The following is a 21,754-nucleotide window of genomic DNA, read 5'->3' on the forward strand; positions in this document are numbered from 1 at the left end:
AACCCGACGCGCTGGGTGCTGCACGGGGGTCCCCCTCCTCATCGGCCTCACGATGGAGATGCACAGTTTGTACACCCTCCGGCACAGCCGGTGATGGCACGGGAGTGCGAGGGCACCGATGCGCCGGGATCGAGACCCAACCGAAACGGCGTTCGCTGACGGGAAAGCGAACTGGGGCCAGAATTGGAACAGCAGCCCGGCGGCGCTCAGGTGGTCCGTCGCCGGGCTGCTGGACCTCAATTCTCGCTCACAACTGCGCGGAAATGGTGGCCAGATGGTGACACGGCACAAGAATGCTGACAGGACAACAAATATTGCTCGGTGCACCCACCGGGATACGGACAGTGTCATCGGTGTTTCGCTGATGGATCTACGCTGGAGTGGCGGTAGCGCACAGTGACCGCGCGCGGGAGGAGGGGAGAGTCATGAGCTCGACCGACACGGAGCGTGCCGACCATTTGCGGGTGCTCGGTCTGACCGACGACGAGATCAAGGTGTACCAGCACCTGCTCCGGACCGGGCCGTCCTCGGTCACCGAGCTGGACGAGGCGGTGCCCGACCGGGACGCCGGCATCGACGACACGCTCGGCGGGTTGGTCCAGGCGGGTCTAGCGCGCCGCTCCGGTTCCGACCACTCCAGATTCCTGCCGGTGCCGCCCGACACCGGGCTGGAGGCGCTCACGCTGCGCCGCGAGTCCGAGCTGAAGCAGGCCCGGATCGAGGTGCTGAACGCGTACGACGAGTTCCGCCGCACCGTGCACAACGAGTCGACCACGCACCTGATCGAGGTGGTCACCGGCAGCGCGATCGTCGAGCGGATCCACCAGATCAAGGGCAGCGCCCAGCGGGAGATCCTGGCCATCGACTCCCCGCCGTACTACCTCGGCGCGGGCCCGAACCAGGAGGAGATCGAGCAACTCAAGCGCGGCGTCGCCTACCGGGTGGTGTATTCGCCGGAGTCCGTCGAGGTGCCGGGCTACCTGACCGAGAACATCCTTCCCTGTGTGGAGGCCGGCGAGCAGGCGCGGGTGCTGCCCGACGTACCGGCGAAGCTGACCATCATCGACTCCTCGATCGCCTTCGTCTCGATGTCGGTGCGCGACACCGATGTGAACCGCTCGCTGCTGATCATCCGGCCGAGCAGCCTGCTCACCGCCCTGATCGGGATGTTCGAGCTCTGCTGGCGCAACGCCCTGCCGCTGCACGCGTCCGTCGGCGCCGAGGACGACCGGCTGGAGCCGATCGAGCGGCGGCTGCTGGCGCTGCTGGCGACCGGTGCCGCCGACGACACGATCGCTCGCACGCTGGGCATCAGCCGCCGGACCTTCTTCCGCTACCTCGAGCGTCTGATGAACCGCACGGGCGCGAGCACCCGGTTCCAGCTGGCCCTGCACGCCGCCCGCGAGAGCTGGCTGTAGCTGTTGCAGACAGCAACAAGGGCTCCGGGCGAATCGCCCGGAGCCCTTGTTCTGTTGAGGTTCACTGCGCCGGGGTGAACTCCTTGGCGACGACCTCGGCGATCTGCGCGGTGTTCAGCGCCGCGCCCTTGCGCAGGTTGTCGCCGCAGACGAACAGCTCGAGCGCCTGCGGGTCGTCCAGCGACTTGCGGATCCGGCCGACCCAGGTCGGGTCGGTGCCGACGACGTCCGCCGGGGTCGGGAACTCCGCCTCGGCCGGGTTGTCGAAGACGAGCACGCCGGGCGCGTCCCGCAGTACCTCGCGGGCCTCGTCGACGTCGACCTCGCGGCCGAAGCGGGCGTGCACCGAGAGCGAGTGGGTGGTGATCACCGGGACGCGGACGCAGGTCGCGGAGACCTTCAGGTCCGGCAGGTTGAGGATCTTGCGGGACTCGTTGCGGACCTTCAGCTCCTCCGACGACCAGCCGTCGTCCTTGAGCGAACCGGCCCAGGGCACCACGTTCATCGCCAGCGGCGCCGGGAACGGGCCGAGCGCGTTGCCGATCACCCGGCGGACGTCGCCCGGCGTGGTGCCGAGCTCGCGGTTGCCGGCCACCTTCATCAGCTGGTCGTAGAGCGCGTCGATACCTTCCTGACCGGCCCCGGAGGCTGCCTGGTACGACGCGACCACGAGCTGCTCGAGCTCGTAGCGGTGGTGCAGCGCGCCCATCGCCACGATCATCGACAGCGTCGTGCAGTTGGGGTTCGAGATGATCCCCTTCGGCCGGTTGCGGGCGGCCTCGGCGTTCACCTCGGGCACCACCAGCGGCACGTCCGGGTCCATCCGGAAGGCGCCGGAGTTGTCCACCACGACGGCGCCCTTGGAGGCGGCGATCGGGGCCCAGTGCGCGGACACCTCGTCCGGCACGTCGAACATCGCCACGTCGATGCCGTCGAAGGCCTCCGCGCTGATCGCGACCACCTCGACCTCTTCGCCGCGAAGCTTGAGCCGCTTGCCTGCGGAGCGCTCGGACGCGATCAGCCGGATCTCTCCCCAGACGTTCTGCCGGGTGGACAGCAGGGTGAGCATCACCGTGCCGACGGCGCCTGTCGCGCCGACCACCGCCAGAGAGGGAAGGCCAGTCCGATCTTCGGTCTGATCAAGCGAAGCGCTCACAGGTGTCACCGTCCAGTTCCTCCGTACACGACAGCTTGGGTGTGCTCGTCGTCCAGGTCGAATGCAGTGTGCGCCGCGGTGACCGCCGCGTCCACCAGGTTCTCGTCGACGACCACCGAGATCCGGATCTCCGAGGTGGAGATCATCTCGATGTTCACGCCGGCATCGGCGAGCGCGGAGAAGAACTTCGCGGAAACGCCCGGGTGCGAGCGCATTCCGACACCCACCACCGACACCTTGCCGATCTGGTCGTCGTAGAGCAACTGCTCGTAGCCCACTTCGTCCTTCATCCGGGCCAGCGCGGACATCGCCCGGGCGCCGTCGGCGCGGGGCAGCGTGAAGGAGATGTCGGTGCGGTTGGTGGCGACCGCCGACACGTTCTGCACGATCATGTCGATGTTGGTCTCGGCACCGGCGACCGTCGTGAAGATCCGGGCGGCCTCACCGGGCTTGTCGGGTACGCCGACCACGGTGATCTTGGCCTCGTTGCGGTCTTGGACCACGCCGGAGATGATCGCCTGTTCCATCTGATTCAGTTCCTTCGCATCGACGACCCAGGTGCCTTCCTTCTGCGAGAAGGAGGAGCGCACATGGACGGGGACGTTGTAGCGCCGCGCGTACTCGACGCAGCGCAGGTGCAGCACCTTGGCACCGCAGGCGGCCATCTCGAGCATCTCCTCGTAGGAGATCTTCGGGATGTGCTTCGCGGCCGGCACGATCCGCGGGTCCGCGGTGAAGATGCCGTCCACGTCGGTATAGATCTCGCAGTAGTCCGCCTCCAGCGCGGCGGCCAGCGCGACCGCGGTGGTGTCGGAGGCGCCGCGGCCCATCGTGGTGATGTCCTTGGTGTCCTGGGCGACGCCCTGGAAACCGGCCACGATCGCGATGTGGCCCTCGCCCAGCGCCCCCTCGATCCGGCCCGGCGTGATGTCGATGATGCGCGCGTTCCCGTGCGCCGACGTGGTGATCACCCCGGCCTGCGAGCCGGTGAAGGAGCGGGCCTCGTAGCCCAGGTTCGCGATCGCCATCGCCAGCAGCGCGGCCGAGATCCGCTCACCCGAGGTGAGCAGCATGTCCAGCTCTCGCGGTGGTGGCAACGGGGAGACCTGCTGGGCCAGGTCCATCAGTTCGTCGGTGGTGTCGCCCATGGCGGAGATGACCACCACCACGTCGTTCCCGGCCTTCTTCGTCGCGACGATCCGTTGCGCCACCCGCTTGATGCCGTTGGCGTCAGCGACCGAAGAACCGCCGTACTTGTGCACGACGCGTCCCACAGCTGTGTCTCCTATAGCTTGAATCCCCAGCGGCAAACACTGGTTGCGGTACGCCGTGCGGCGTTGCACCAGGCGTGTTCGATCGCGGCCATTCTAGCTGTGAAAGCCAGCTTGTCTGCGGGCCGACCACCACCTGGTCGATCCGTTCGGCCCCGACCGGCGACGCCTGCAGGTTCCTTCGCCCGGGCTCGATCCGGCCGGAGACCTTCCGGCCGGGCAGACCACTTGCTTATATAAGTCATCACTGAAATACTCGGAGGCATGCACGCCTTCGACATTCTCGGCGACCCGGTCCGGCGCCGGATCCTGGAATTGCTCACCGACGGGGAGCTGCCGGCCGGCAGCATCGCGACCACCATCGGCGCCGAGTTCGGCATCAGCCAGCCGGCCGTCTCGCAGCACCTGCGGGTGCTCCGCGACAACGGCTTCGCCACCGTCACCGTCGACGGCACCCGCCGCCTCTACGCGGTCGACACCGGCCCGCTGCAGGAGATCGACGCCTGGCTGGACAAGTACCGCAAGTTCTGGACGAACCGCCTGGATGCCCTCGAGACCGAGATCCGCCGGGGCCGCCGCACCGCGAGGAAGGACACCCCCGATGCCTGACCTGCTCACCTTCTTCGGACCGACCGAGCGGACGATCACGCGCTCCGGCGAGCGACGTACGGTGACGATGCGACGCTCGTACGACGCGACGCCGGCGGAGCTCTGGTCCGCCTGGACAGAGCCCGAGCGGCTGGCCCGCTGGATCGGCGAGCTCGCCGGCGACCGGGTGGTCGGTGCGGAAGTCCGGCTCACGATGGGCCCCGAGGACACCGCGGTACTGCGGATCGAAACGTGCGAGGAACCCCATCGGCTGGCCGTGAGCTGGTCGTTCCCGGGCGAGGAGGATTCGCGCGTCGAGGTACTGCTCGACGCGCAGGGGGACGCGACAGCGCTCACCTTGCGGCACTCCCTGGTGACCGAGAAGACGGCGGTCGACTACGGGTGCGGGTGGGAGGACTTCCTCAACCGGCTGCACGAGTTCCTCGCGGGACGCGACCCGGCGGGCGTCGCATGGTCCGACGCCGAGGAGCAGCTCAAACCCCACTGGGAAGCGGCCGCGAAAAATCTTTGACGAAATGTCGATCGGGCCGCGGACCGGTCGACGCGTCGGTGAAAGCAACCAGCTGACACCGATGGGAGTACCACCATGAGGAAGATCACCGCAGGCCTGTTCATCTCGCTCGACGGCGTCATCGAGGCGCCGGAGACCTGGCACTTCCCGTACTTCAACGAAGAGATGGGAGGCGTCGTCGGCTCGCTGGCCGCCGCCGCGGACACCATGCTGCTGGGCCGGAACACCTGGCAGATGTTCTCCGGCTACTGGCCGAACGCGACCGACGACGTCGAGCTGGCGGGCCACATGAACGACACCCGCAAGCTGGTCATCTCCACCACGCTGACCGATGTCAGCGGGTGGCAGAACTCCGAGATCCTGGCGGGCGACCCGGCCGAGACGCTGGCCGCGATCAAGGAGACGGACGGCAAGGACCTCAGCGTGGTCGGCAGCGTGACGCTGGTCCGGTCCCTGCTCCGGGCGAAGCTGCTCGACGAGCTGCACCTGCTGGTCCACCCGATCGCGGTCGGGCACGGCGCCAAGCTGTTCGTCGAGGACGAGGAGCCGCTGCCGCTCGAGCTGATCTCCAGCACCGCCTTCAGCACCGGCGTACTGCACTCGGTGTACCGCGCGGCTTGACCTGGAGCCCACTCCAGGTTGCATGCTGCGGTGATGAGGCTTGTTGAGGATCTTGGTCAGGTTCAAGGTGTCACCATCGGCGAGGCCTCGCGGGTGTCGGGCCTGCCGGTGGAGACACTGCGGTACTACGACCGCGAGGGGTTCTTCGGGGACCTGCCGCGGGACACCGGCGGCCGGCGGCGGTTCACCGCTGACGCGCTCGGCCTGCTCGACGTCCTGCTGCGGCTCCGCCGGACCGGGATGCCCGTCGAGCAGGTGAAGGAGTTCGCCGAGCAGATCCGCGCCGGGGACAAGCAGCGCGCCGGCCGGCTCGCTCTGCTGCGGGCACACCGTGAACGGGTGGCGATGGACCTCGCGCAGCTCGAGGCCGATCTCGAGCTGATCGACTGGAAGATCGCCGCATACCAGGCCGCGGAGGACGGAAACGATCCGCCACCGCGGGATGCGGCGGTCAGGAACTGATCAGGTGGTGACAGCGAGGCTGGGGACTTCCTCCTCGGCCTCGTTCACTTCCGGCCGGTGCGGCGGCACGTGCAGGACCGCTAGCGTCGCGAGCAGGGCCAGGATCGAGGCCATCAGCCAGACGTAGCGGACACCGAAGGTCTCCACCACGAGCCCGGCCACGCTCGATCCGACCGCGCCGCCGATCATCGCGCCGCTGCCCATCCAGCCGAACACCTCGGTCCGCACCGAGTCAGGCGTCATAGCACCCAGCCGCTCGTAGAGCGCACCGACCGTCGGCGCCAGCGCACAGCCCGACAGCAGCAGGGCGATCGCCAGCGAAACGGGCGACCAGGTCGCGAACACGCAGACCAGCATGCCGATCGAGACCAGCAGGGCCCGCCGCCAGACGTACGAGTTGCGCCGCCCGGGCAGTGCGCCGACGACCACACCACCGATCAGGCTGCCGACGGCCCAGACAGTCTCGAGCACCCCCGCGATCAGCCGGTTGCCGTGGTCGTCCGCGAAGGCGACGATGCCGAGCGAGATGGACGCGAAGGCCGTCACGAAGAGGCCGAACGCGAGGATCAGCGGCAACCGGTACCGGTGCCAGAGCAACTGCGGCGCGGTCAGCCGGGCCCCGGCCGACTCGTCGTGCGGCAGCGCCGGCGGCTGGCGGAGTCCGAACCACCAGATCGAGACCGCAGCGGACGCCGCCGCTACCAGTACGCCGGCCCGCGGGCTGGCGAAGCTGACGATCACCGCGCCGAGCAACGGCCCGATCGAGAACAACACCTCCTGTGCCGTCGCATCCAGCGCATAGACCGCGCGCAGGCGGGATCCCTGCACCAGTCGCGGCCAGGAGGCCCGCAGTGTCGCCGTGACGGGCGAGACGACCGCTCCCGCCAGCGCGGACACCAGAGGCATCAAGCGGTACCAGTCGTCGGGCAGCAAGGCGAGCACGGCCATCGCCACGCCCCACGCCATTCCGGTGCCGATCACCACACGCCGGCCGCCGCGGCGGTCGGCCAGCCGCGACCAGATCGGTCCGCCCACGGCCATGCCGACCGAGTAGGCGCCGGCGACTACACCGGCCCAGCCGAAGTTGCCGGCCGCATCTTTCGCCAGGAAGGCGACCGGCACCAGGGCCGCCATCACCGGGAGCCGGGCGAGCAGCGCCGACGCCAGCAAGGCGAAGACCCCTCGGGTTTGCCAGAGCGCACGGTAAGCCGACAGGTCCATAAGCCGCATTCTGTCCTGTCGGACGACGGTCGCGCCTCGGGATTTCTCCCTATCCCTGCGACCCGAGAGTATGCGAACATATGTTCGTGTCGGGCGGCGAGGCGAACATCCTGCATGCCGATCTGGACGCGTTCTACGCGTCGGTCGAGCAGCGGGACGACCCACGCCTGCGCGGCCGGCCGGTGATCGTCGGCGCCGGGGTGGTGCTCGCCTGCAGCTACGAGGCGAAGGCCTACGGCGTCCGTACCGCGATGAACGGCGGCCAGGCGTTCCGGCGCTGCCCGCAGGCGATCGTCGTGCAACCCCGGATGTCGGCGTACTCCGAGGCCAGCAAGGCGGTCTTCAAGGTCTTCGAGAACACCACCCCGCTGGTGGAGGGGTTGTCGATCGACGAGGCGTTCCTCGACGTCGGCGGCCTGCGCAAGATCGCCGGTACGCCGGTCGAGATCGCCCGGCGCCTTCGTGCCGACGTACTGGCCCAGGTGGGTCTGCCGATCACGGTCGGGGTGGCCCGGACGAAGTTCCTCGCCAAGGTGGCCAGTGGAGTGGCCAAGCCGGACGGCCTGCTGGTGGTGCCGCCGGACAAGGAACTGGAGTTCCTGCACCCGTTGGCGGTCGAGCGGCTCTGGGGTGTCGGCGAGGTGACCGCTGAGAAGTTGCGCAACCGCGGGCTGACCAAGGTCGGGGATGTCGCGATCCTGCCGGAGGCCGCGCTGGTCGCGATGCTCGGCCGAGCCTCCGGGCGGCAGCTGCACGCGCTCGCGCACAACCGGGACCCACGGCCGATCGAGGTCGGCCGCCGGCGGGGCTCGATCGGCTCACAACGCGCGCTCGGGCGATCCCCCAAGTCGGCCGAGACCCTGGACGCGGTACTGGCGGGGTTGGTGGATCGGGTGACGCGACGGATGCGGTCGGCGGGGCGGGCCGGGCGGACGGTGACGCTTCGGCTGCGGTTCGACGACTTCAGCCGGGCGACCCGGTCCCATACGTTGCCTCAGGCAACTGGCCAGACCCGGGCGATCCTGATCACGGCCCGCGCACTGATGGCGGCGGCGCGCCCCTTGATCGAGAAACAGGGCATCACCATGGTCGGCATCTCGGTCGCCAACCTGGAGAACGAGGGCTCCGTCCAACTGGCCCTCCCGTTCGACAAGGCCGCGAACGACGAGCTCGACTCGGCCCTCGACCACGTCCGCGACAAGTTCGGCAGCAAGGCGGTCACCCGCGCCAACCTCCTCGGCCGGGACCAGGGCCTCACCGTTCCGATGCTCCCAGACTGACCCCGACGAGCTTCACCAGATACCGATCGACCTGCTCCTCCAGCGGCGGCCAGGGCAGGTCGGGCTGGTTGACCCTCATCGACACGGCGCCATGGACGGCCATCCGCAGGTCGAGCGAGACCGCCGCGGCATCGTCGGCCGGAGCAAGGCCGGCGTCCATACAACGCTGGACCGCTTCAGTCAGCTGCTTGCCGAGGGCGAGCTTGAACGACACGTCCGCCCGCTGATTGATCGTGCTCTCGTGCAGCACCTTGTAGAGGCCCGGGTGCCGGTGGGCCCAATTGCCGAGCACCAGCACGCGGGCACGCAGTACGGCCACTGGGTCGGATGCGGCATCCGCAGCCTGCTGGACCGACTCCATCAGGTCCCGATGCGAGGTCTCCAGCGCAGCGAGCACGAGGGCGTCACGGTCCGCGAAGTGGATGTAGACGGAAGTCGCCGCGATGCCGATCTCGCGGGCCACGGCTCGTAGCGACAGCGCCTGGTCGTCGGCCAGCTCGTCGAGCATGCGCACGGCGGCGGTGACGATCTCCTCCCGGAGCCGCTCCCCCTGGCCGCGCGGGTTGCGCCCGCGCGCGCCGTCCTTCGCCGTGGCCTCCATACCGGTGATTGTAGTCGGACAACCGTCGCGCTACAGTCGTAGCACTACAGGTGTTCAGTTAAGGAAAATCCGCCATGCCCCCGTCTCTGGAAGACAACAAAGCGACCGTCCTGGACTTTTATGAGGTCGGCCTCAACCAGCGGGACTTCGAGGCCGCCTCGAAGCTGATCGGTCCGCGCTACGTGCAGCACAATCCGTTGATCGCCGACGGCATCGAGGGTTTCCGGGACTTCCTCGGCTACCTGGCCACGGAGTTCCCGCAACTGCGGGCTGAGGTGAAGAGCGTCTTCGCCGACGGCGACTACGTCATCGGTCACGTGCACGGGATCCGGGTCCCCGGCCAGCGCGGTACCGCGATCGTCGACATCTTCCGCCTCGAGGACGGCAAGATCGTCGAGCACTGGGACGTGATGCAGCCGATCCCGGAGGACGCCGCGAACCAGAACGGGATGTTCTGAGGTGACTACGGTCAACCCCGCGCAGCGAACGTTGGTCGCTGATCCGCGCCGGTGGTGGGCGCTGGGCGCGGTGTCGACGGCGCAACTGATGATCGGCCTCGACCTGACGGTGATGAACATCGCGCTGCCGTCCGTGCAGACCTCCCTCGACCTGTCCGATCCAGGGCGCCAATGGGTTATCACCGCGTTCGCTCTGGGGTACGGCAGCTTGTTGCTCCTGGGTGGACGGCTGTCGAATCTGCTCGGCCGTCGGCGCAGCCTGCTGGTCGGGCTGACCGGGTTCGCGCTCGCTTCGGCGCTCGGTGGCGCTGCGACCGGACCGGCAATGCTGATCGGATCACGTGCACTGCAAGGGGTGTTCGCCGCCCTGCTGACTCCGTCGGTGCTGGCGACGCTCGCCGCCACCTTCCCGACTCCAACCGAACGCGGCAAGGCCTTCGGGATCTACGGGACGGCCATGGGGAGCTCCTCCGGCTTGGGCGTGGTGCTCGGCGGCATCCTCACGGCCTACCTCGACTGGCGCTGGTGCATGTACGTGAACCTGCCGATCGCGGTCGCCGCCGGATTCGGAGTGCTGTACGCGGTGCGGCCCGCGCCGCCCGCGAGCGGCGTACGGATCGACCTCGTCGGAGTACTGCTTGCCACGGGCGGACTGATGGCCTTGGTCTACGGCTTCGCCCAGGCCCAGACCGAGGGCTGGGGTGCGGCGATCACTGTCGGGTCGCTGGCAGTCGGTGTGCTCGCGTTGGGCGCCTTCGTCTGGGCACAGAGCCGGGTCTCGGCACCATTGCTGCCACTCCGAGTGGTACTCAGCCGCCGCCGGGCGGCGTCCTACCTCGCCGTACTCACGTTGGCTGTCGGTATGTTCGCGGCGTTGTTCTTCCTCACCTTCTACCTGCAGAACGTGCTCGGGTATTCGCCGATCCAAGCCGGGCTGGCGTTCCTCCCGCTCACCGCGGGCCTGATGATCGGCGTACGGATGGTGAGTCCGCTCCTCGCCGCGCGTCGGTGCGTTGGCTGCTCAGCCCGGGACTCCTCACGATCGCGGCCGGGCTGGGACTGCTCAGTCTGGTCAGGGTCGACAGCGGCTATTGGCTGCACGTCTCTCCGGTGTTCCTGTTGGTGGGTCTCGGCACCGGGTGGGTGCTGGTGACGGCCAACAGCACCGCCACGCTGGACGCCGGAGCCGACACCGCGGTGGCCGGCGCGATGGTGATGACCTCGCAGCAGATCGGCGCCTGCCTCGGCACCGCGTTGCTCAGCACGATCGCCGGTACTGCGGCCGCCGGCTTCCTCCGGGCGCACCCTGGATCGGGGGCTACGGCCACCGTTCATGGGTTCACGACAGCGAGTGCCGGAGCGGCCGGATTCCTTTGTATTGCAGCGCTTGCGGCCTTCCTGACGGTTGGGAGGCGGTCCGCCGGGTAGGGTGCTCGAGTGAGGGATCTGAGGTTGTTGCCGAAGGCCGAATTGCATGTTCATCTACCGGGCGCGATGCGGCAGTCGACGATGGCGGAGCTCGCCGTCCAGGAAGGGATCGACGCACCTGATCCGCGCGTTTTCGCGAGCTTCGACGACTTCCAGAAGTGCTTCCAGGCATCCTTCCAGTTGTGCACCGCGCGGCCGGAGAACATGCGCCGGTTGGTTCGTGAAGTGGTGGCGGACGCAGCCGCCGACGGTGTCGTCTGGGTGCAGCCGCACTTCGATCCGCATGTCTTCACGCCGCTCGGAACGCCTGATGAGGTGATGGAGCTCGTGCTGGACGAGGGATTCGCCGCCGGCCTCGAATACGGCGTGGGCTTCGGGTTGACGATGGCGGCCCAGCGGCATGCCGACGCGGAGGTCGCCGAGGATCTTGCGCGGTACGCGGCACGCTATGTCGGTCGTGGTGTTCACGCGCTCGGGTTGACCGGCAACGACACGGTCGCACCGGCCGACGTGTTCGCCAAGGCCTTTGCGATCGCGCGGGATGCGGGGTTGACCTGTGCACCTCACGCGGGCGAGTTGGCCGGTCCGGAGAGTGTGCGTGCTGCTGTGGAAGAGCTTGGCGCCACTCGCGTCGCGCACGGGGTTCGCGCGGCCGAAGATCCTTTGGTACTGGAGTTCTTGGCCTCGCGCGGAGTCTCGCTCGACGTGTGTTTGACCTCGAATTTGCTGCTCGGGGTGGTGCCTTCGATCGCCGAGCACCCGTTGCCGCGGTTGCTCGCGGCCGGCGTACGGTGCTCACTCGGGGCCGACGACCCGCTGATGTTCAGCGTCGGCCTGTACGACGAGTACGAGCTCGCGCGATCCGCTCTCGGGCTGTCCGACGAGGGATTGGCCGAGATCGCCCGCACCTCACTCGCCACCAGCGATGCGCCGGCTTCGTTGGTCGAGACGGGCCTCGCCGGGGTCGACGAGTGGATTCAGAGCCGCGGGTAGCCGATCTCGGCGATGTCGTCCTTCAGGTCCTTGAGCCGGACCTCCGGGTTCAGCGCGGTGACGATCTCCTCGGTGAGCGGCATCTGCGCGTAGACGTGATGGACGGCGTCGAGCTCCAGCGGGACCTCGTAGTAGTCCTCGGCAAACGACAGATAGGCCTCGGGCCGACCGTCGGCCAGCAGGCTGAACAGCCAGTCGGCGCCGTCCTCCTCAGCACCTTCGACCGGTCCGCACAGCCACCGATCGTCGGCCGGGGTCCGCCAGAAACACACGGTCACCGAACGGCGGCCGCGGGGATCCTGGAAGGCAGGTTCGTCCAGCGCCGGCGCCAGTTCATCCGGCACTCCGATGAAGAGGCCGGGCCAGCAGTCCCCGGCCGGCCGCACCCACGGTGACATCGGCGACTCGTGGTCGAAACCTTGCGCGATGGCACCGGCGGGCGAGAAGACGATCGAGTACTCGTCACCCGACCCGTTGCGCATCAGCGCGGTTTCCTCGGTCTCCGACCAGCGCGAATCGAAGCTGTAGAACCGGTACTCCGGCTCCGGGCTCAGCACCGCGTCGAGCATCGCGAGAGCCCGGCTGGTCCTGCGCACCTTGTCGATGTCAGGCAGCCGGCTGATCAGCTTGTAAACGGACACCCGGACATTCAAGCGCTTCCGGGGAATATCCGCGCAGTCGCCTGTGGATAATCGCGGCTCGCCGCGGTCCAGCGGGCCGCGGTTCGCTCGAAACGCGCTGGTCAGCGGCGCTGGACGGCTTCTTCGGCTACCTCGACGAGTTCGCGGTCGGTTGCCTCGGTCTCCGGGTCGTGGGCCGGCTCCAGCCGGTCGTGCGCGATCAGCGACTGAATCGCCCGCAGTACTGCGCTCGCGGCCGCGCCCCAGGTGGAGACGTAGGAGAACTGCCACCACCACAACGCCTCGACGACCCGGCCCTCCTCGTAGTGGGCGAGGCCGTGCACCAGATCGGTGGCGATCGCGGTGAGGTCGTCGGAGAGCCGGTTGACGGTGATCTCCGGCGGCGCGGCGTACGGGTCGAAGACCTCGGCGTACTCGTCGAGGCCCTCGAAGAGGATCGCGAGGCGGTCGCGCATCGCGTCGAGGTCCGGGTCCGGGCCCGCGTCGCTCTCGAACCGCTCCTCCGGGACGAAGTCCTCGAACGCGCCGAGCCGGCCGCCGGCGAGCAGCAACTGGCTCACCTCGAGCAGCAGGTACGGCAGCGAGGCGAGACCCTCGTCGATGCCGTCCTCGTCGGGCTGCGCGGCGATGTCGCGCACGGAGATCAGGAAGCTCTGGACCTGGTCGGCGATCTGCGCGGCGAAATCGAGCAGGTCCTCGCTGTCCGTCGCGAGCGCCCGGTCCGCGATGTCCACCGGACTATCGGTTGATTCAGTCATCGATCGATCGTCGCCCTTCAAACGCCCGTCCGAGTGTGACCTCGTCGGCGTACTCGAGATCACCGCCTACTGGAAGTCCACTAGCCAAACGGGTGACGCGCAACCCCATGGGCCGGAGCAACCGGCTCAGGTAGGTGGCTGTCGCCTCACCCTCCAGGTTCGGATCGGTGGCCAGAATGATCTCGGTCACCTCTCCGCTGGCGAGCCGCTGCATCAGTTCCCTGATCCGCAGCTCGTCCGGTCCGATCCCCTCGATCGGCGAGATCGCGCCGCCGAGGACGTGGTAGCGGCCGCGAAACTCGCGGGTCCGCTCGATCGCCACGACGTCCTTGGCCTCCTCGACCACGCAGATCAGCGCGAGGTCGCGACGCGGGTCGCGGCAGATCCGGCACTGCGTCTCCTCCGAGACGTTGCCGCAGATCTCACAGAACTTGACCCTCTCCTTCACCTGCACGAGCACGTGCGCGAGACGCCGTACGTCGGTCTCGTCGGCGGAGAGCAGGTGGAACGCGATGCGCTGTGCGGACTTCGGACCGACGCCGGGGAGCCGGCCGAGCTCGTCGATGAGGTCCTGGACGGCCCCTTCGTACACGTCAGCCTGGGTTCTGACCGGGCAGACCGGTCGTGCCACCGGGGTTCGTGAACCCGATCCCCGGACGGCCGCCGTCGGCCGCGTCGTCGTCAGCCGGGTCACCGAGGCCGGGCAGCCCGCCACCAAGACCGCCGGCCAGCGGGCCCATCGCCCGGGCCGCGACCTCCTTGGCGTTCTCCGAGGCGTCCCGGACCGCGGCGACGATCAGGTCGGCCAGAGTCTCGGTGTCGTCGGGGTCGATCGCCTGCGGGTGGATCGTCAGGCTGAGCAGCTCGCCCGTGCCGGACACCAGCGCGGTCACCATCCCACCACCCGCGGAGCCCTCGATCTCCTGGCTCTCCAGGTTGGCCTGGGCCTCCATCAACTGGTTCTGCATCTGCTGCGCCTGAGCCAGCAGGTCGGACATGTCGAAGCCACCAGCGCCCTGCGAACCGCCACCGTCGAACACCGCGATCTCCCGTCCGAACTGCTTCCCAGTTCCACTTGCTCCCCGAGCCTAGCCGGTCGCCCGGACAACCCCACTCGCCGGTCACCCAGACCGGGAAACCGATAAGTCTCCCAAGCCTGCTCCACAGGTTGTGGACACCTTTATCCACAGCCTGGGGATGACAGGTAGCGCGCCGTCGCCGCTCCCGCCTGCCGACTTTCCCCCGCTCGCCTCCACGCTGTGGATGAACACGGAGACCCTGTGAATTCAGCAGAAGTTCACACCGCGGCTCTCCCCAGGCGGCGTGGCACGACTCCACGGTGGCCCGAAGGGTCAGTTCGGCTCTTCGGTGATGATCTGGGCGCCGAGGGTTTCGCGGAGGAGGTCGGTGTGGCTGCGGGAGTCCTCTTCGAGGATCACGTCGTCCTCCCCGATGGCCTCGGCTTCCTCCTCGGGGGTGAGGGGAGCCTCCTCGACCTGGACCTGAGCGGCGCGCCGAGTCTGCTCGGCCGCAACGGCCGCCTCAGCTGCGCGACGCTTGCTGGCGGCTTGTTCCCGGCGGTCCGCAGAGAGCTGTTCCGGATTGGCCGCCGGCGCTTGCGGTCCCCCGGCCTGCTGATCCGACTGGAGTCCGGCCTGATCACCAACCGCCGGAGCATCCTGTACTGCGGCCGCCTGGGCGCCCGCCGCCGGCGACTGCACCGCGGTGGCAACCGCGCCACCATCGGCAACTCCCGCGGCGGGAGCGTCCGCAGTACCGGCTTGCGGATGGTTGCCAGCGGGACCTGCAGTTGACCCGTTGCTCGTGGGCGCATCCGTCCCGCCGGTGGGGGCCGTGCCGCCGGATCCACCGGCAGGCGGAGCGGCTGGGGACGCCGCATCCCAGGACGACGAAGGCGGAGAACTCGGCGGTGGCGGCGCCGCAGGCGGAGCCGCACCGGGATCACTGGACGGGTCGACAACAGCCTCGACCCGGCGGTTCAGGCCGATGGTGTCGATCATCGCCTGCCGGAGGATCTCGTCGCTGCCCGACCGCGCGAAGCTCTCGCGAGCTCCGGCGTTCACCAGGCCGAGCGTGAGGGTCTGCTCGTCGATCGCGATGACCTGCGCGTTCTGGCTCAGCATGATCCAGGCGAACCGCCGCTTGGCCTTGACCGCCTCGAGAATCTCGGGCCACAACCGCCGCACATCAGCCAACCCAACCGACCCCGAGGACGCAGGCGCAGCGCTGGGAGCAGACGGAGCGGGAGCGCTGGCGCCGGGTGCGCTCGGAGCTGGAGCGGTCGACCGCCCGGACGACTGTGCTGAGCTGGGTGCGGGTTCGTCTCCCCACGCCCCGGAGCGCGATCCTGAGTTGTCGACCGGCGCCTGGGCAGCGGGAGGCGCAGCCTGCGAGGCCGCCGCGCCCTGGGACCGACCCGCCGGCGCCTGCTGCCGGCCCGGGCCCTGAGTCTGGCTCGGTGCCTGCGGCTGGCTCTGTGACTGTGACTGGTCCGGCGTTTGTGCCCGCGCCGCCGGAGCCAGTGGCTGAGAAGGCGGGGACGTCTGCGCCTGGGGAGTTGCTTGCGGCTGAGGTGAAGGAACCGCCGGCGCAGTACCGGCTGGGGCACCGGTGATGGTCAAGCGGCGCTCCATCCGGTCCAGGCGGGCTTGGATGCCGTTGGTGGAGTCGTCAGCGCCTGGGAGAAGGACTTTGGCGCAGATCAGTTCCAGTTGGAGGCGTGGGGCGGTGGCTCCGCGCATCTCCAGGAGGCCGGCAGCGACGATGTCGGCGGCTCGGGTCAGTTCAGCGGGGCCGATACCGGCGGCCTGGGTCTGGAGGCGTTCGCCCTGGTCCTCGGCGGCCTCGATCAGCCCCGAGGCGACTGCGTTCGGCACGGCCGACAGGATCACCAGGTCGCGCAGCCGGCGGAGCAGGTCCTCGGCGAAGCGCTTCGGGTCCTGCCCGGTCTCGATGACCTTCTCGATCGTCTCGAAGACGGCCTTGCTGTCATGCGCGGCGAATCCGTCGACACAGGCGTCGAGCAGCGAGTCCGGCGTGAACCCGAGCAACTGCACGGCCAGCTGATACGTGACGCCGTCCGCGTCGGCGCCACCGATCAATTGGTCCAGCACACTCAGCGAGTCACGCACCGAACCGGCACCAGCGCGCACCACCAGCGGCAGCGCGGCCGGCGCGATCGTGACGCCCTCGGCCTCGCACAGGGTCGCCATGTAGTCGGCGAGCAGCTTCGGCGGCAACAGGCGGAACGGGTAGTGGTGGGTCCGGGACCGGATCGTCCCGATCACCTTGTCCGGCTCGGTCGTCGCGAAGATGAACTTCAGGTGCGGCGGCGGCTCCTCGACCAGCTTCAGCAGGGCGTTGAAGCCCTGCGTGGTGACCATGTGGGCCTCGTCGATGATGTAGATCTTGTAGCGGCTCTCGACCGGCGCGAAGAAGGCCCGCTCGCGCAGGTCGCGCGCGTCGTCGACACCACCGTGCGAGGCGGCGTCGATCTCGATCACGTCGATGGAGCCGGGGCCGCCGCGGGCCAGGTCGGTACAGGACTTGCAGACCCCGCACGGCTCGGCGATCGGGCCCTTCTCGCAGTTGATCGCGCGGGCCAGGATCCGGGCGCTGGTGGTCTTGCCGCAGCCGCGCGGGCCGGAGAACAGGTAGGCGTGGTTCACCCGGTTGTTGCTCAGCGCGTTCCGCAGCGGAACGGTGACATGGTCCTGCCCGATCACCTCGGAGAAGTTCTCCGGGCGATACCGGCGGTACAACGCTAGGGGTGCTTCCACGACGGCAACCCTAGCGCCGCCGCCCGACATTTCCTCCCGACGCCCTGATCCCCCGTACGGCGCCCCTGAACTTCGGACCGCTTCCGGGCATCGGCTCGGTGAAGGCGATGACGCTGCTGAGCCGGACACTGGCGCGGGCTACCTCTACGCTGTCGGCCACGTCAACGGCACAGCCACAGTGATCCAGAGCCTCGGCAAGACCCCCGGCACCTTCGCCGACCCCGACAACTTCCGCTGGACCAACCACAACGAGCCGCCCTTGTACGGCGAGTGATCCTCAGCTGAACCGCTTGACGACGTCACGGACCCGTACTGCGTAGTCCCCGGTCGGGCCGAAGTGGGCCAGGACACTGAGGAGTTCGCGAAGGTTCAGTAACTGGAGGCGGTGGCGCCAGCCGGGCTCCGGGGGCCGGATCTCGTGGTAGGCGGCGAAGAACGGTTCGGGGACGCCGCCGGTGCAGTAGGCCATGCTCAGATCGACCTCGGCCCAGGTCCAGCTCACGGCTGGGTCGATGAAGACCGGCTCACCCGTGGTGGTGCTGATGATGTTCGACTTCCACAGGTCACCATGGGTGAGCACGGCCGGCGCGGCGGGGACCAACTCGCCCAGCCGGCCGCAGATGCGTTCGAGTCCGACGAGGTCCTCGAGATCCAGCGTCTGCCGGACCTTCGGCTCGCGCAGATAGCGCAGGATGCGGTGGGTCGCGAAGAAGTGATGCCCGTCCTCGTGCCAAGGGTTCTCCTGGGGAAGCAGGCCCAGCCAGCCGTCGCGGTCCCAGCCGTGCAGCGGGGAGGTCTTACCGTGCAGCTCTGCCACCGCCCGCCCGGCCGCTTCCCAGAACTCAGTTGTGTCGGGCGTGCCGGAGGTGAGTGCCTCCAGCGTCAACGATTCGGCGCCGACCGCGACGACGGCCGGAGTACGCAGGCCGCCCAGGTCTCGCAGTACTCGCAGACCTGCGGCTTCGATGGCGTAAAGGTCGTCCGGCGCGCCGCGGGAAGACTTCACCACCACGGTCTGGCTGTCAGCCAGTGTCACCCGCCAAGCGGTGTTCGCGAACCCGCCTGTCAGCTGCTCCACCGAGCGAACCTCGACCCCGGCCGGCGCGAGGTCGTCACTCCAGCGCTCGTCCGTCATGGGGCTGAGCGGCGGCCTTCCTCCAGGACTGAGAGGAGGTAGTCGCCGTAGCCGGACTTGGTGTGGTTGTCGGCGCAGCGCTGGAGGCCGGCGTCGTCGATGAACCCCCGGCGCCAGGCGATCTCCTCAGGGCAGCTGATCTTCTGACCCTGTCGCGTCTCCACCGCGCGGACGAACTCGCCGGCCGCCATCAACGCGTCGAACGTCCCGGTGTCGAGCCACGCAGTACCGCGCGGCAGTACTTCGACCTGCAGCCTCTTCTGCTCCAGGTAACTCGCGTTGATCGCCGTGATCTCCAGCTCGCCCCGATCCGACGGCTTGATCTCCTTGGCGATCTCGACGACATCGCTGGAGTAGAAGTACAGCCCCGGTACTGCGTACCTGCTCTTCGGCCGTTCGGGTTTCTCCTCGATGCTCAGCGCCCGGCCGTCCTCGTCGAACTCGACCACGCCGTACGCCGACGGGTCCGCCACCCGGTACGCGAAGATCACCCCGCCGTCCACCTCGTTGAACCGCTGCAGGTGCAACCCCAGGCCGGGCCCGTAGAAGATGTTGTCGCCGAGCGCGAGCGCGACCGGCTCGGACCCGATGAACGACTCCCCGATCAGGAACGCCTGGGCGAGTCCCTCGGGCGCCGGCTGTTCGGCGTACGAGAGTTCCATCCCGAACTGCGAGCCGTCGCCGAGCAACCGCTGGAACTGCGCGGTGTCCTCCGGCCGGGTGATCACCAGCACCTCGCGGATGTTCGCCAGAATCAGCGTCGACAACGGGTAGTAGATCATCGGCTTGTCGTACACCGGCAGCAACTGCTTACTGAGCCCGATCGTCAACGGGTGCAGCCGCGTCCCGTCACCGCCGGCCAGGATGATCCCTCGCATTCCGGCCACACTACCGCCGCGTCCTACGCTGTCGCGGGTGACCATCCACCCGACCGGAGACGCCAGGCAGCGACTCGTCATCGAACGGGCTCGCACTGTATTACCTGAGGACGACCGCATCCTCGCCGTCTACCTGGCCGGCAGCTACGGCACCGGCGAGGCCGACGAGTTCAGCGACGTCGACGTGCACTGCGTCATCACCGACGACAGCGTGCCGTGGTTCGAGGAGCACTGGACCGAGGCGATGACCGCGATCGCCGGGCCGACCGTCCTCACCGACCGGATCCCCGGGCTGCTGGGTGGTCTCGGCATCACGCCGGACTGGCTGCACGTCGACCTTGTCCTGCACCCGAGCGCGGGTTTCGACCGATACCAGTACGACGGGATCCGGGTGCTCTTCGACCGCGACGGATCTCATTTCCCCGACGGCGACCAGCCGCGCGCAGGGGGTCGCCCGGGTACGCCGTACTGGCCGGAGCGGGAAGTCAGGTTGTTCTTCTACTTCCTGGGCAACCTGGTCACGGTGCTCGGCCGGGAAGAGCGGATCGTCGGGCACCAGGGAATCGGCGCTGTCCGCGACCAGCTCATCGCGCTGATGCTGGCCGAGCGCGGCGTACGCCGTACCGGTGGGGCCAAACGCCTGAACGCCCATCTCTGCGCCGAACAGCGCACCTGCCTGGAGGGGATCCCGTCAGCAGGCTGCGACCCGGCGGACATCATCGCGGCGAACCGATACCTCTGCCGCGAGTTCATCCGCCGGGGCAAAGCCCTCGCCGAGGTCACCGGCGAGCCGTGGCCGCAAGCCTTCGTCGACGCGACCCTCGCCCACCTCCACCGGCACTTCGGCGTCGCCTTCTAGCTCTCCAGGTGGTAGTCCGCGAAGCGGGTTCGGAGGTCTTTCTTCGAGAACTTGCCGACGCTTGTCTTCGGGACCTCGTCGATGAACTCGACCGCGTCCGGCAGCCACCACTTCGCCACCAGCGGCTCGAGGTAAGCCAGGATCTCCGCCGAGGTCGCGGTTTCGCCCTCCTGCAGTACTACGCACGCCAGCGGCCGCTCGTCCCACTTCGGATGCGGTACGCCGATGACGGCCGCCTCCTTGATCGCCGGGTGCGCCATCAGCAGGTTCTCCAGCTCCACCGAGCTGATCCACTCGCCACCGGACTTCACCAGGTCCTTCGTCCGGTCGACCAGCCGCACCGAGCCGAACGGGTCGATCGCCGCGACGTCGCCCGTCTTCATCCAGCCGTCCTCGGTGTTCAGCTCGACACCTTCGTCGGGCCGGTAGTACTCGGCCGCGATCCACGGACCTCGCACCTGCAGCTCACCCGTCGCCTCGTCATCCCACGGCAGCTGCGTGATCGACCCAGGCTCGACGATCCGTACTTCGACTCCCGGCAGCGGCTGTCCTTGCCGGGCACGGAACCGGGCCTTCTTGTCCTCTGACAGGTCGTCGTAGCGAGCCGGAACGTGCGCCGCGGTCGCGACCGGGCTCGTCTCGGTCATCCCCCACGCCTGCAGAATCGGCTTCCCGAGCTTCTCCCGGAACGCCTCCGACAGCGCCTGCGGTACTGCGGAACCGCCGCACGGGACTCGCCGCAGCTTCGGCAGCTCCACCCCGTCGAGCAGCGGCAGCAAGCCCTGCCAGATGGTCGGTACTCCCGCGGCCAGGGTCACCTCCTGCTCCTGCAGCAGCTTGAGGATTGCCTGCGGAGTCATGTCCGGCCCGGGGAACACCAGGTTGGCGCCGGCCATCGGAGCCGCGTGGGCGAGGCCCCAGGCGTTCGCGTGGAACATCGGCACCACCGGCATCACCGTGTCGGTCTCGGTCAGCCCGAGGCCGGCATTGGTGAGGACGCCGATCGAATGCAGCCAGGTCGACCGGTGCGAGTACACGACACCCTTGGGGTGGCCCGTCGTACCGCTCGTGTAGCACATCGCGGCGGCCTGGTTCTCGTCGTCGACGTGGAACTCGACCGGCTCGGCCGCCGCCAGCAGCTCCTCGTAGTCGTGGAACCGCGGGTCGTCCGGCACCTCCACGCCCGGCGCTCCGGCCGGCAGGTCGTCCATCACCACGACGTGGCGGACCAGGGGCAACTGGTCGAGCAGGGGGAGGAACAACCCGAGCAGCGACCGGTCGACGAAGACGACCTCGTCCTCGGCGTGGTTCGCGATGTAGACGACCTGGTCGGGGAACAGCCTGATGTTCAGCGTGTGCAGGACGCGCCCGGTGCACGGCGCCGCGAAGTACAGCTCGAGGTGCCGGCCGGAGTTCCAGGCGAACGTCCCGACACGCCCGTCCGCACTGATGCCGAGCGTGTCGAGCACTCCGCCCAGCCGCCTGGTCCGCGCCGCCCATTCGGCGTACGTCGTCGTAGTGGGCGCGGGTCCGCCGGTATGCACGGTCTTGTCCGGGAAGTGCTGCTCAGCCCGCCGGAAGATCGTGTCCAGCGACAACGGGAAGTCCTGCATCAGACCTTTCATGACAACACTCTGCCAGTCCTGGTGTCAGC

The 21,754-nt window shown here is 68.6% G+C and carries 23 protein-coding genes; 11 read left to right on the top strand and 12 right to left on the bottom strand.

The window, feature by feature from the left end; genetic code table 11:
- Positions 1 to 425: 425 nt before the first annotated feature.
- Positions 426 to 1,418 carry a helix-turn-helix domain-containing protein gene (locus tag EV644_RS21475; protein ID WP_132190460.1) on the top strand — a complete coding sequence of 331 codons (993 nt, stop codon included), beginning with the start codon at positions 426 to 428 and terminating at the stop codon, positions 1,416 to 1,418.
- Positions 1,419 to 1,479: 61 nt separating this feature from the next.
- Here the strand turns inward: EV644_RS21475 and EV644_RS21480 are convergent, their stop codons facing one another.
- Positions 1,480 to 2,520, bottom strand: a complete 1,041-nt coding sequence (locus tag EV644_RS21480; RefSeq protein ID WP_369410510.1) for an aspartate-semialdehyde dehydrogenase — start codon at positions 2,518 to 2,520, stop codon at positions 1,480 to 1,482.
- Positions 2,521 to 2,579: 59 nt separating this feature from the next.
- Positions 2,580 to 3,848: an aspartate kinase gene (locus EV644_RS21485; RefSeq protein ID WP_132190462.1), complete on the bottom strand. Its 1,269-nt coding sequence runs from the start codon at positions 3,846 to 3,848 to the stop codon at positions 2,580 to 2,582.
- A 261-nt stretch (positions 3,849 to 4,109) separates the two neighbouring features.
- Here EV644_RS21485 and EV644_RS21490 point away from each other — a divergent pair, with 261 nt between their 5' ends.
- From EV644_RS21490 to EV644_RS21505, 4 genes are all read left to right on the top strand, one after another.
- Entirely contained in the window at positions 4,110 to 4,454 is a 345-nt protein-coding gene (locus EV644_RS21490) for an ArsR/SmtB family transcription factor (protein ID WP_132190463.1), read from the top strand.
- Positions 4,447 to 4,965: an SRPBCC family protein gene (locus EV644_RS21495; RefSeq protein ID WP_158292896.1), complete on the top strand. Its 519-nt coding sequence runs from the start codon at positions 4,447 to 4,449 to the stop codon at positions 4,963 to 4,965. Before EV644_RS21490 ends, EV644_RS21495 begins: the two co-directional genes overlap by 8 nt.
- 75 nt (positions 4,966 to 5,040) lie before the next feature.
- Positions 5,041 to 5,586, top strand: a complete 546-nt coding sequence (locus EV644_RS21500) for a dihydrofolate reductase family protein (RefSeq protein WP_132190465.1) — start codon at positions 5,041 to 5,043, stop codon at positions 5,584 to 5,586.
- Between the two features lie 33 nt (positions 5,587 to 5,619).
- A complete protein-coding gene (locus EV644_RS21505) occupies positions 5,620 to 6,048 on the top strand; it encodes a MerR family transcriptional regulator (RefSeq protein WP_132190466.1) in 429 nt (142 codons plus the stop codon).
- Here the strand turns inward: EV644_RS21505 and EV644_RS21510 are convergent, their stop codons facing one another.
- Positions 6,049 to 7,269 (bottom strand): MFS transporter, encoded by a 1,221-nt coding sequence (locus tag EV644_RS21510; protein ID WP_241998579.1) that lies wholly within the window; start codon positions 7,267 to 7,269, stop codon positions 6,049 to 6,051. It abuts the gene before it with no gap.
- 80 nt (positions 7,270 to 7,349) lie between these two features.
- On the opposite strand from EV644_RS21510, the gene dinB reads away from it, so the two are divergent.
- Positions 7,350 to 8,549: a DNA polymerase IV gene (gene dinB / locus EV644_RS21515; protein ID WP_132190468.1), complete on the top strand. Its 1,200-nt coding sequence runs from the start codon at positions 7,350 to 7,352 to the stop codon at positions 8,547 to 8,549.
- On the opposite strand, the gene EV644_RS21520 is transcribed toward dinB, so the two are convergent.
- On the bottom strand, positions 8,524 to 9,150 hold the full coding sequence (locus tag EV644_RS21520; protein ID WP_132190469.1) for a TetR/AcrR family transcriptional regulator: 627 nt from the start codon (positions 9,148 to 9,150) through the stop codon (positions 8,524 to 8,526). The genes dinB and EV644_RS21520 overlap by 26 nt on opposite strands.
- A gap of 74 nt (positions 9,151 to 9,224) precedes the next feature.
- Between EV644_RS21520 and EV644_RS21525 the strand changes: the two genes are divergently transcribed.
- From EV644_RS21525 to add, 4 genes are read left to right on the top strand one after another with little or no spacing between them, the layout of a single operon-like run.
- Positions 9,225 to 9,608, top strand: coding sequence for a nuclear transport factor 2 family protein (locus tag EV644_RS21525; RefSeq protein WP_132190470.1), 384 nt, complete (start codon positions 9,225 to 9,227; stop codon positions 9,606 to 9,608).
- Position 9,609: 1 nt separating this feature from the next.
- Complete coding sequence (locus tag EV644_RS21530) at positions 9,610 to 10,761, top strand: MFS transporter (protein WP_199239936.1); 1,152 nt, start codon at positions 9,610 to 9,612, stop codon at positions 10,759 to 10,761.
- Positions 10,758 to 11,036: a hypothetical protein gene (locus EV644_RS45445; RefSeq protein ID WP_199239937.1), complete on the top strand. Its 279-nt coding sequence runs from the start codon at positions 10,758 to 10,760 to the stop codon at positions 11,034 to 11,036. Before EV644_RS21530 ends, EV644_RS45445 begins: the two co-directional genes overlap by 4 nt.
- A 9-nt stretch (positions 11,037 to 11,045) precedes the next feature.
- The gene (gene add / locus EV644_RS21535) at positions 11,046 to 12,029 is read left to right on the top strand and encodes an adenosine deaminase (protein WP_132190471.1); all 984 of its coding nucleotides are present in this window, start codon (positions 11,046 to 11,048) and stop codon (positions 12,027 to 12,029) included.
- Here add and EV644_RS21540 read toward each other — a convergent pair.
- The 7 genes from EV644_RS21540 to rfbA all read right to left on the bottom strand — a co-directional run bounded on the left by EV644_RS21540 (position 12,014) and on the right by rfbA (position 19,241).
- Positions 12,014 to 12,670, bottom strand: a complete 657-nt coding sequence (locus EV644_RS21540) for a hypothetical protein (protein ID WP_132190472.1) — start codon at positions 12,668 to 12,670, stop codon at positions 12,014 to 12,016. The two genes, add and EV644_RS21540, sit on opposite strands and share 16 nt — an antisense overlap.
- Positions 12,671 to 12,771: 101 nt before the next feature.
- Positions 12,772 to 13,428, bottom strand: coding sequence for a DUF5063 domain-containing protein (locus tag EV644_RS21545; RefSeq protein ID WP_132190473.1), 657 nt, complete (start codon positions 13,426 to 13,428; stop codon positions 12,772 to 12,774).
- Entirely contained in the window at positions 13,421 to 14,020 is a 600-nt protein-coding gene (gene recR, locus EV644_RS21550) for a recombination mediator RecR (RefSeq protein ID WP_132190474.1), read from the bottom strand. Before recR ends, EV644_RS21545 begins: the two co-directional genes overlap by 8 nt.
- A gap of 1 nt (position 14,021) precedes the next feature.
- Positions 14,022 to 14,468, bottom strand: a complete 447-nt coding sequence (locus EV644_RS21555) for a YbaB/EbfC family nucleoid-associated protein (protein WP_132190475.1) — start codon at positions 14,466 to 14,468, stop codon at positions 14,022 to 14,024.
- Between the two features lie 312 nt (positions 14,469 to 14,780).
- Complete coding sequence (locus tag EV644_RS21560) at positions 14,781 to 17,258, bottom strand: DNA polymerase III subunit gamma and tau (RefSeq protein ID WP_132190476.1); 2,478 nt, start codon at positions 17,256 to 17,258, stop codon at positions 14,781 to 14,783.
- A 247-nt stretch (positions 17,259 to 17,505) separates the two neighbouring features.
- Complete coding sequence (locus EV644_RS21570; protein WP_132190478.1) at positions 17,506 to 18,363, bottom strand: fructosamine kinase family protein; 858 nt, start codon at positions 18,361 to 18,363, stop codon at positions 17,506 to 17,508.
- Positions 18,360 to 19,241: a glucose-1-phosphate thymidylyltransferase RfbA gene (rfbA, locus tag EV644_RS21575; RefSeq protein ID WP_132190479.1), complete on the bottom strand. Its 882-nt coding sequence runs from the start codon at positions 19,239 to 19,241 to the stop codon at positions 18,360 to 18,362. The genes EV644_RS21570 and rfbA overlap by 4 nt, the downstream gene beginning before the upstream one ends.
- Positions 19,242 to 19,278: 37 nt before the next feature.
- Between rfbA and EV644_RS21580 the strand changes: the two genes are divergently transcribed.
- Complete coding sequence (locus EV644_RS21580; RefSeq protein ID WP_158292897.1) at positions 19,279 to 20,100, top strand: nucleotidyltransferase domain-containing protein; 822 nt, start codon at positions 19,279 to 19,281, stop codon at positions 20,098 to 20,100.
- Here EV644_RS21580 and EV644_RS21585 read toward each other — a convergent pair.
- Positions 20,097 to 21,725: a long-chain fatty acid--CoA ligase gene (locus EV644_RS21585; protein WP_241998581.1), complete on the bottom strand. Its 1,629-nt coding sequence runs from the start codon at positions 21,723 to 21,725 to the stop codon at positions 20,097 to 20,099. The two genes, EV644_RS21580 and EV644_RS21585, sit on opposite strands and share 4 nt — an antisense overlap.
- Positions 21,726 to 21,754 lie beyond the last annotated feature (29 nt).

This window comes from Kribbella orskensis (genome assembly GCF_004342085.1).
GTDB classification, from domain to species: Bacteria; Actinomycetota; Actinomycetes; order Propionibacteriales; family Kribbellaceae; genus Kribbella; species Kribbella orskensis.

Bases quoted from the DNA above. Each gene is read 5' to 3' on its own strand.
- EV644_RS21560 (WP_132190476.1), bottom strand. From the start codon at position 17,258: ATGTCGGGCGGCGGCGCTAGGGTTGCCGTCGTGGAAGCACCCCTAGCG.
- EV644_RS21475 (WP_132190460.1), top strand. From the start codon at position 426: ATGAGCTCGACCGACACGGAGCGTGCCGACCATTTGCGGGTGCTCGGT.
- EV644_RS21495 (WP_158292896.1), top strand. From the start codon at position 4,447: ATGCCTGACCTGCTCACCTTCTTCGGACCGACCGAGCGGACGATCACG.
- EV644_RS21505 (WP_132190466.1), top strand. From the start codon at position 5,620: ATGAGGCTTGTTGAGGATCTTGGTCAGGTTCAAGGTGTCACCATCGGC.
- EV644_RS21520 (WP_132190469.1), bottom strand. From the start codon at position 9,150: ATGGAGGCCACGGCGAAGGACGGCGCGCGCGGGCGCAACCCGCGCGGC.
- EV644_RS21525 (WP_132190470.1), top strand. From the start codon at position 9,225: ATGCCCCCGTCTCTGGAAGACAACAAAGCGACCGTCCTGGACTTTTAT.
- EV644_RS21500 (WP_132190465.1), top strand. From the start codon at position 5,041: ATGAGGAAGATCACCGCAGGCCTGTTCATCTCGCTCGACGGCGTCATC.
- rfbA (WP_132190479.1), bottom strand. From the start codon at position 19,241: ATGCGAGGGATCATCCTGGCCGGCGGTGACGGGACGCGGCTGCACCCG.
- EV644_RS21570 (WP_132190478.1), bottom strand. From the start codon at position 18,363: ATGACGGACGAGCGCTGGAGTGACGACCTCGCGCCGGCCGGGGTCGAG.
- EV644_RS21545 (WP_132190473.1), bottom strand. From the start codon at position 13,428: ATGACTGAATCAACCGATAGTCCGGTGGACATCGCGGACCGGGCGCTC.
- EV644_RS21585 (WP_241998581.1), bottom strand. From the start codon at position 21,725: ATGAAAGGTCTGATGCAGGACTTCCCGTTGTCGCTGGACACGATCTTC.
- EV644_RS21510 (WP_241998579.1), bottom strand. From the start codon at position 7,269: ATGGACCTGTCGGCTTACCGTGCGCTCTGGCAAACCCGAGGGGTCTTC.
- EV644_RS21490 (WP_132190463.1), top strand. From the start codon at position 4,110: ATGCACGCCTTCGACATTCTCGGCGACCCGGTCCGGCGCCGGATCCTG.
- dinB (WP_132190468.1), top strand. From the start codon at position 7,350: ATGTTCGTGTCGGGCGGCGAGGCGAACATCCTGCATGCCGATCTGGAC.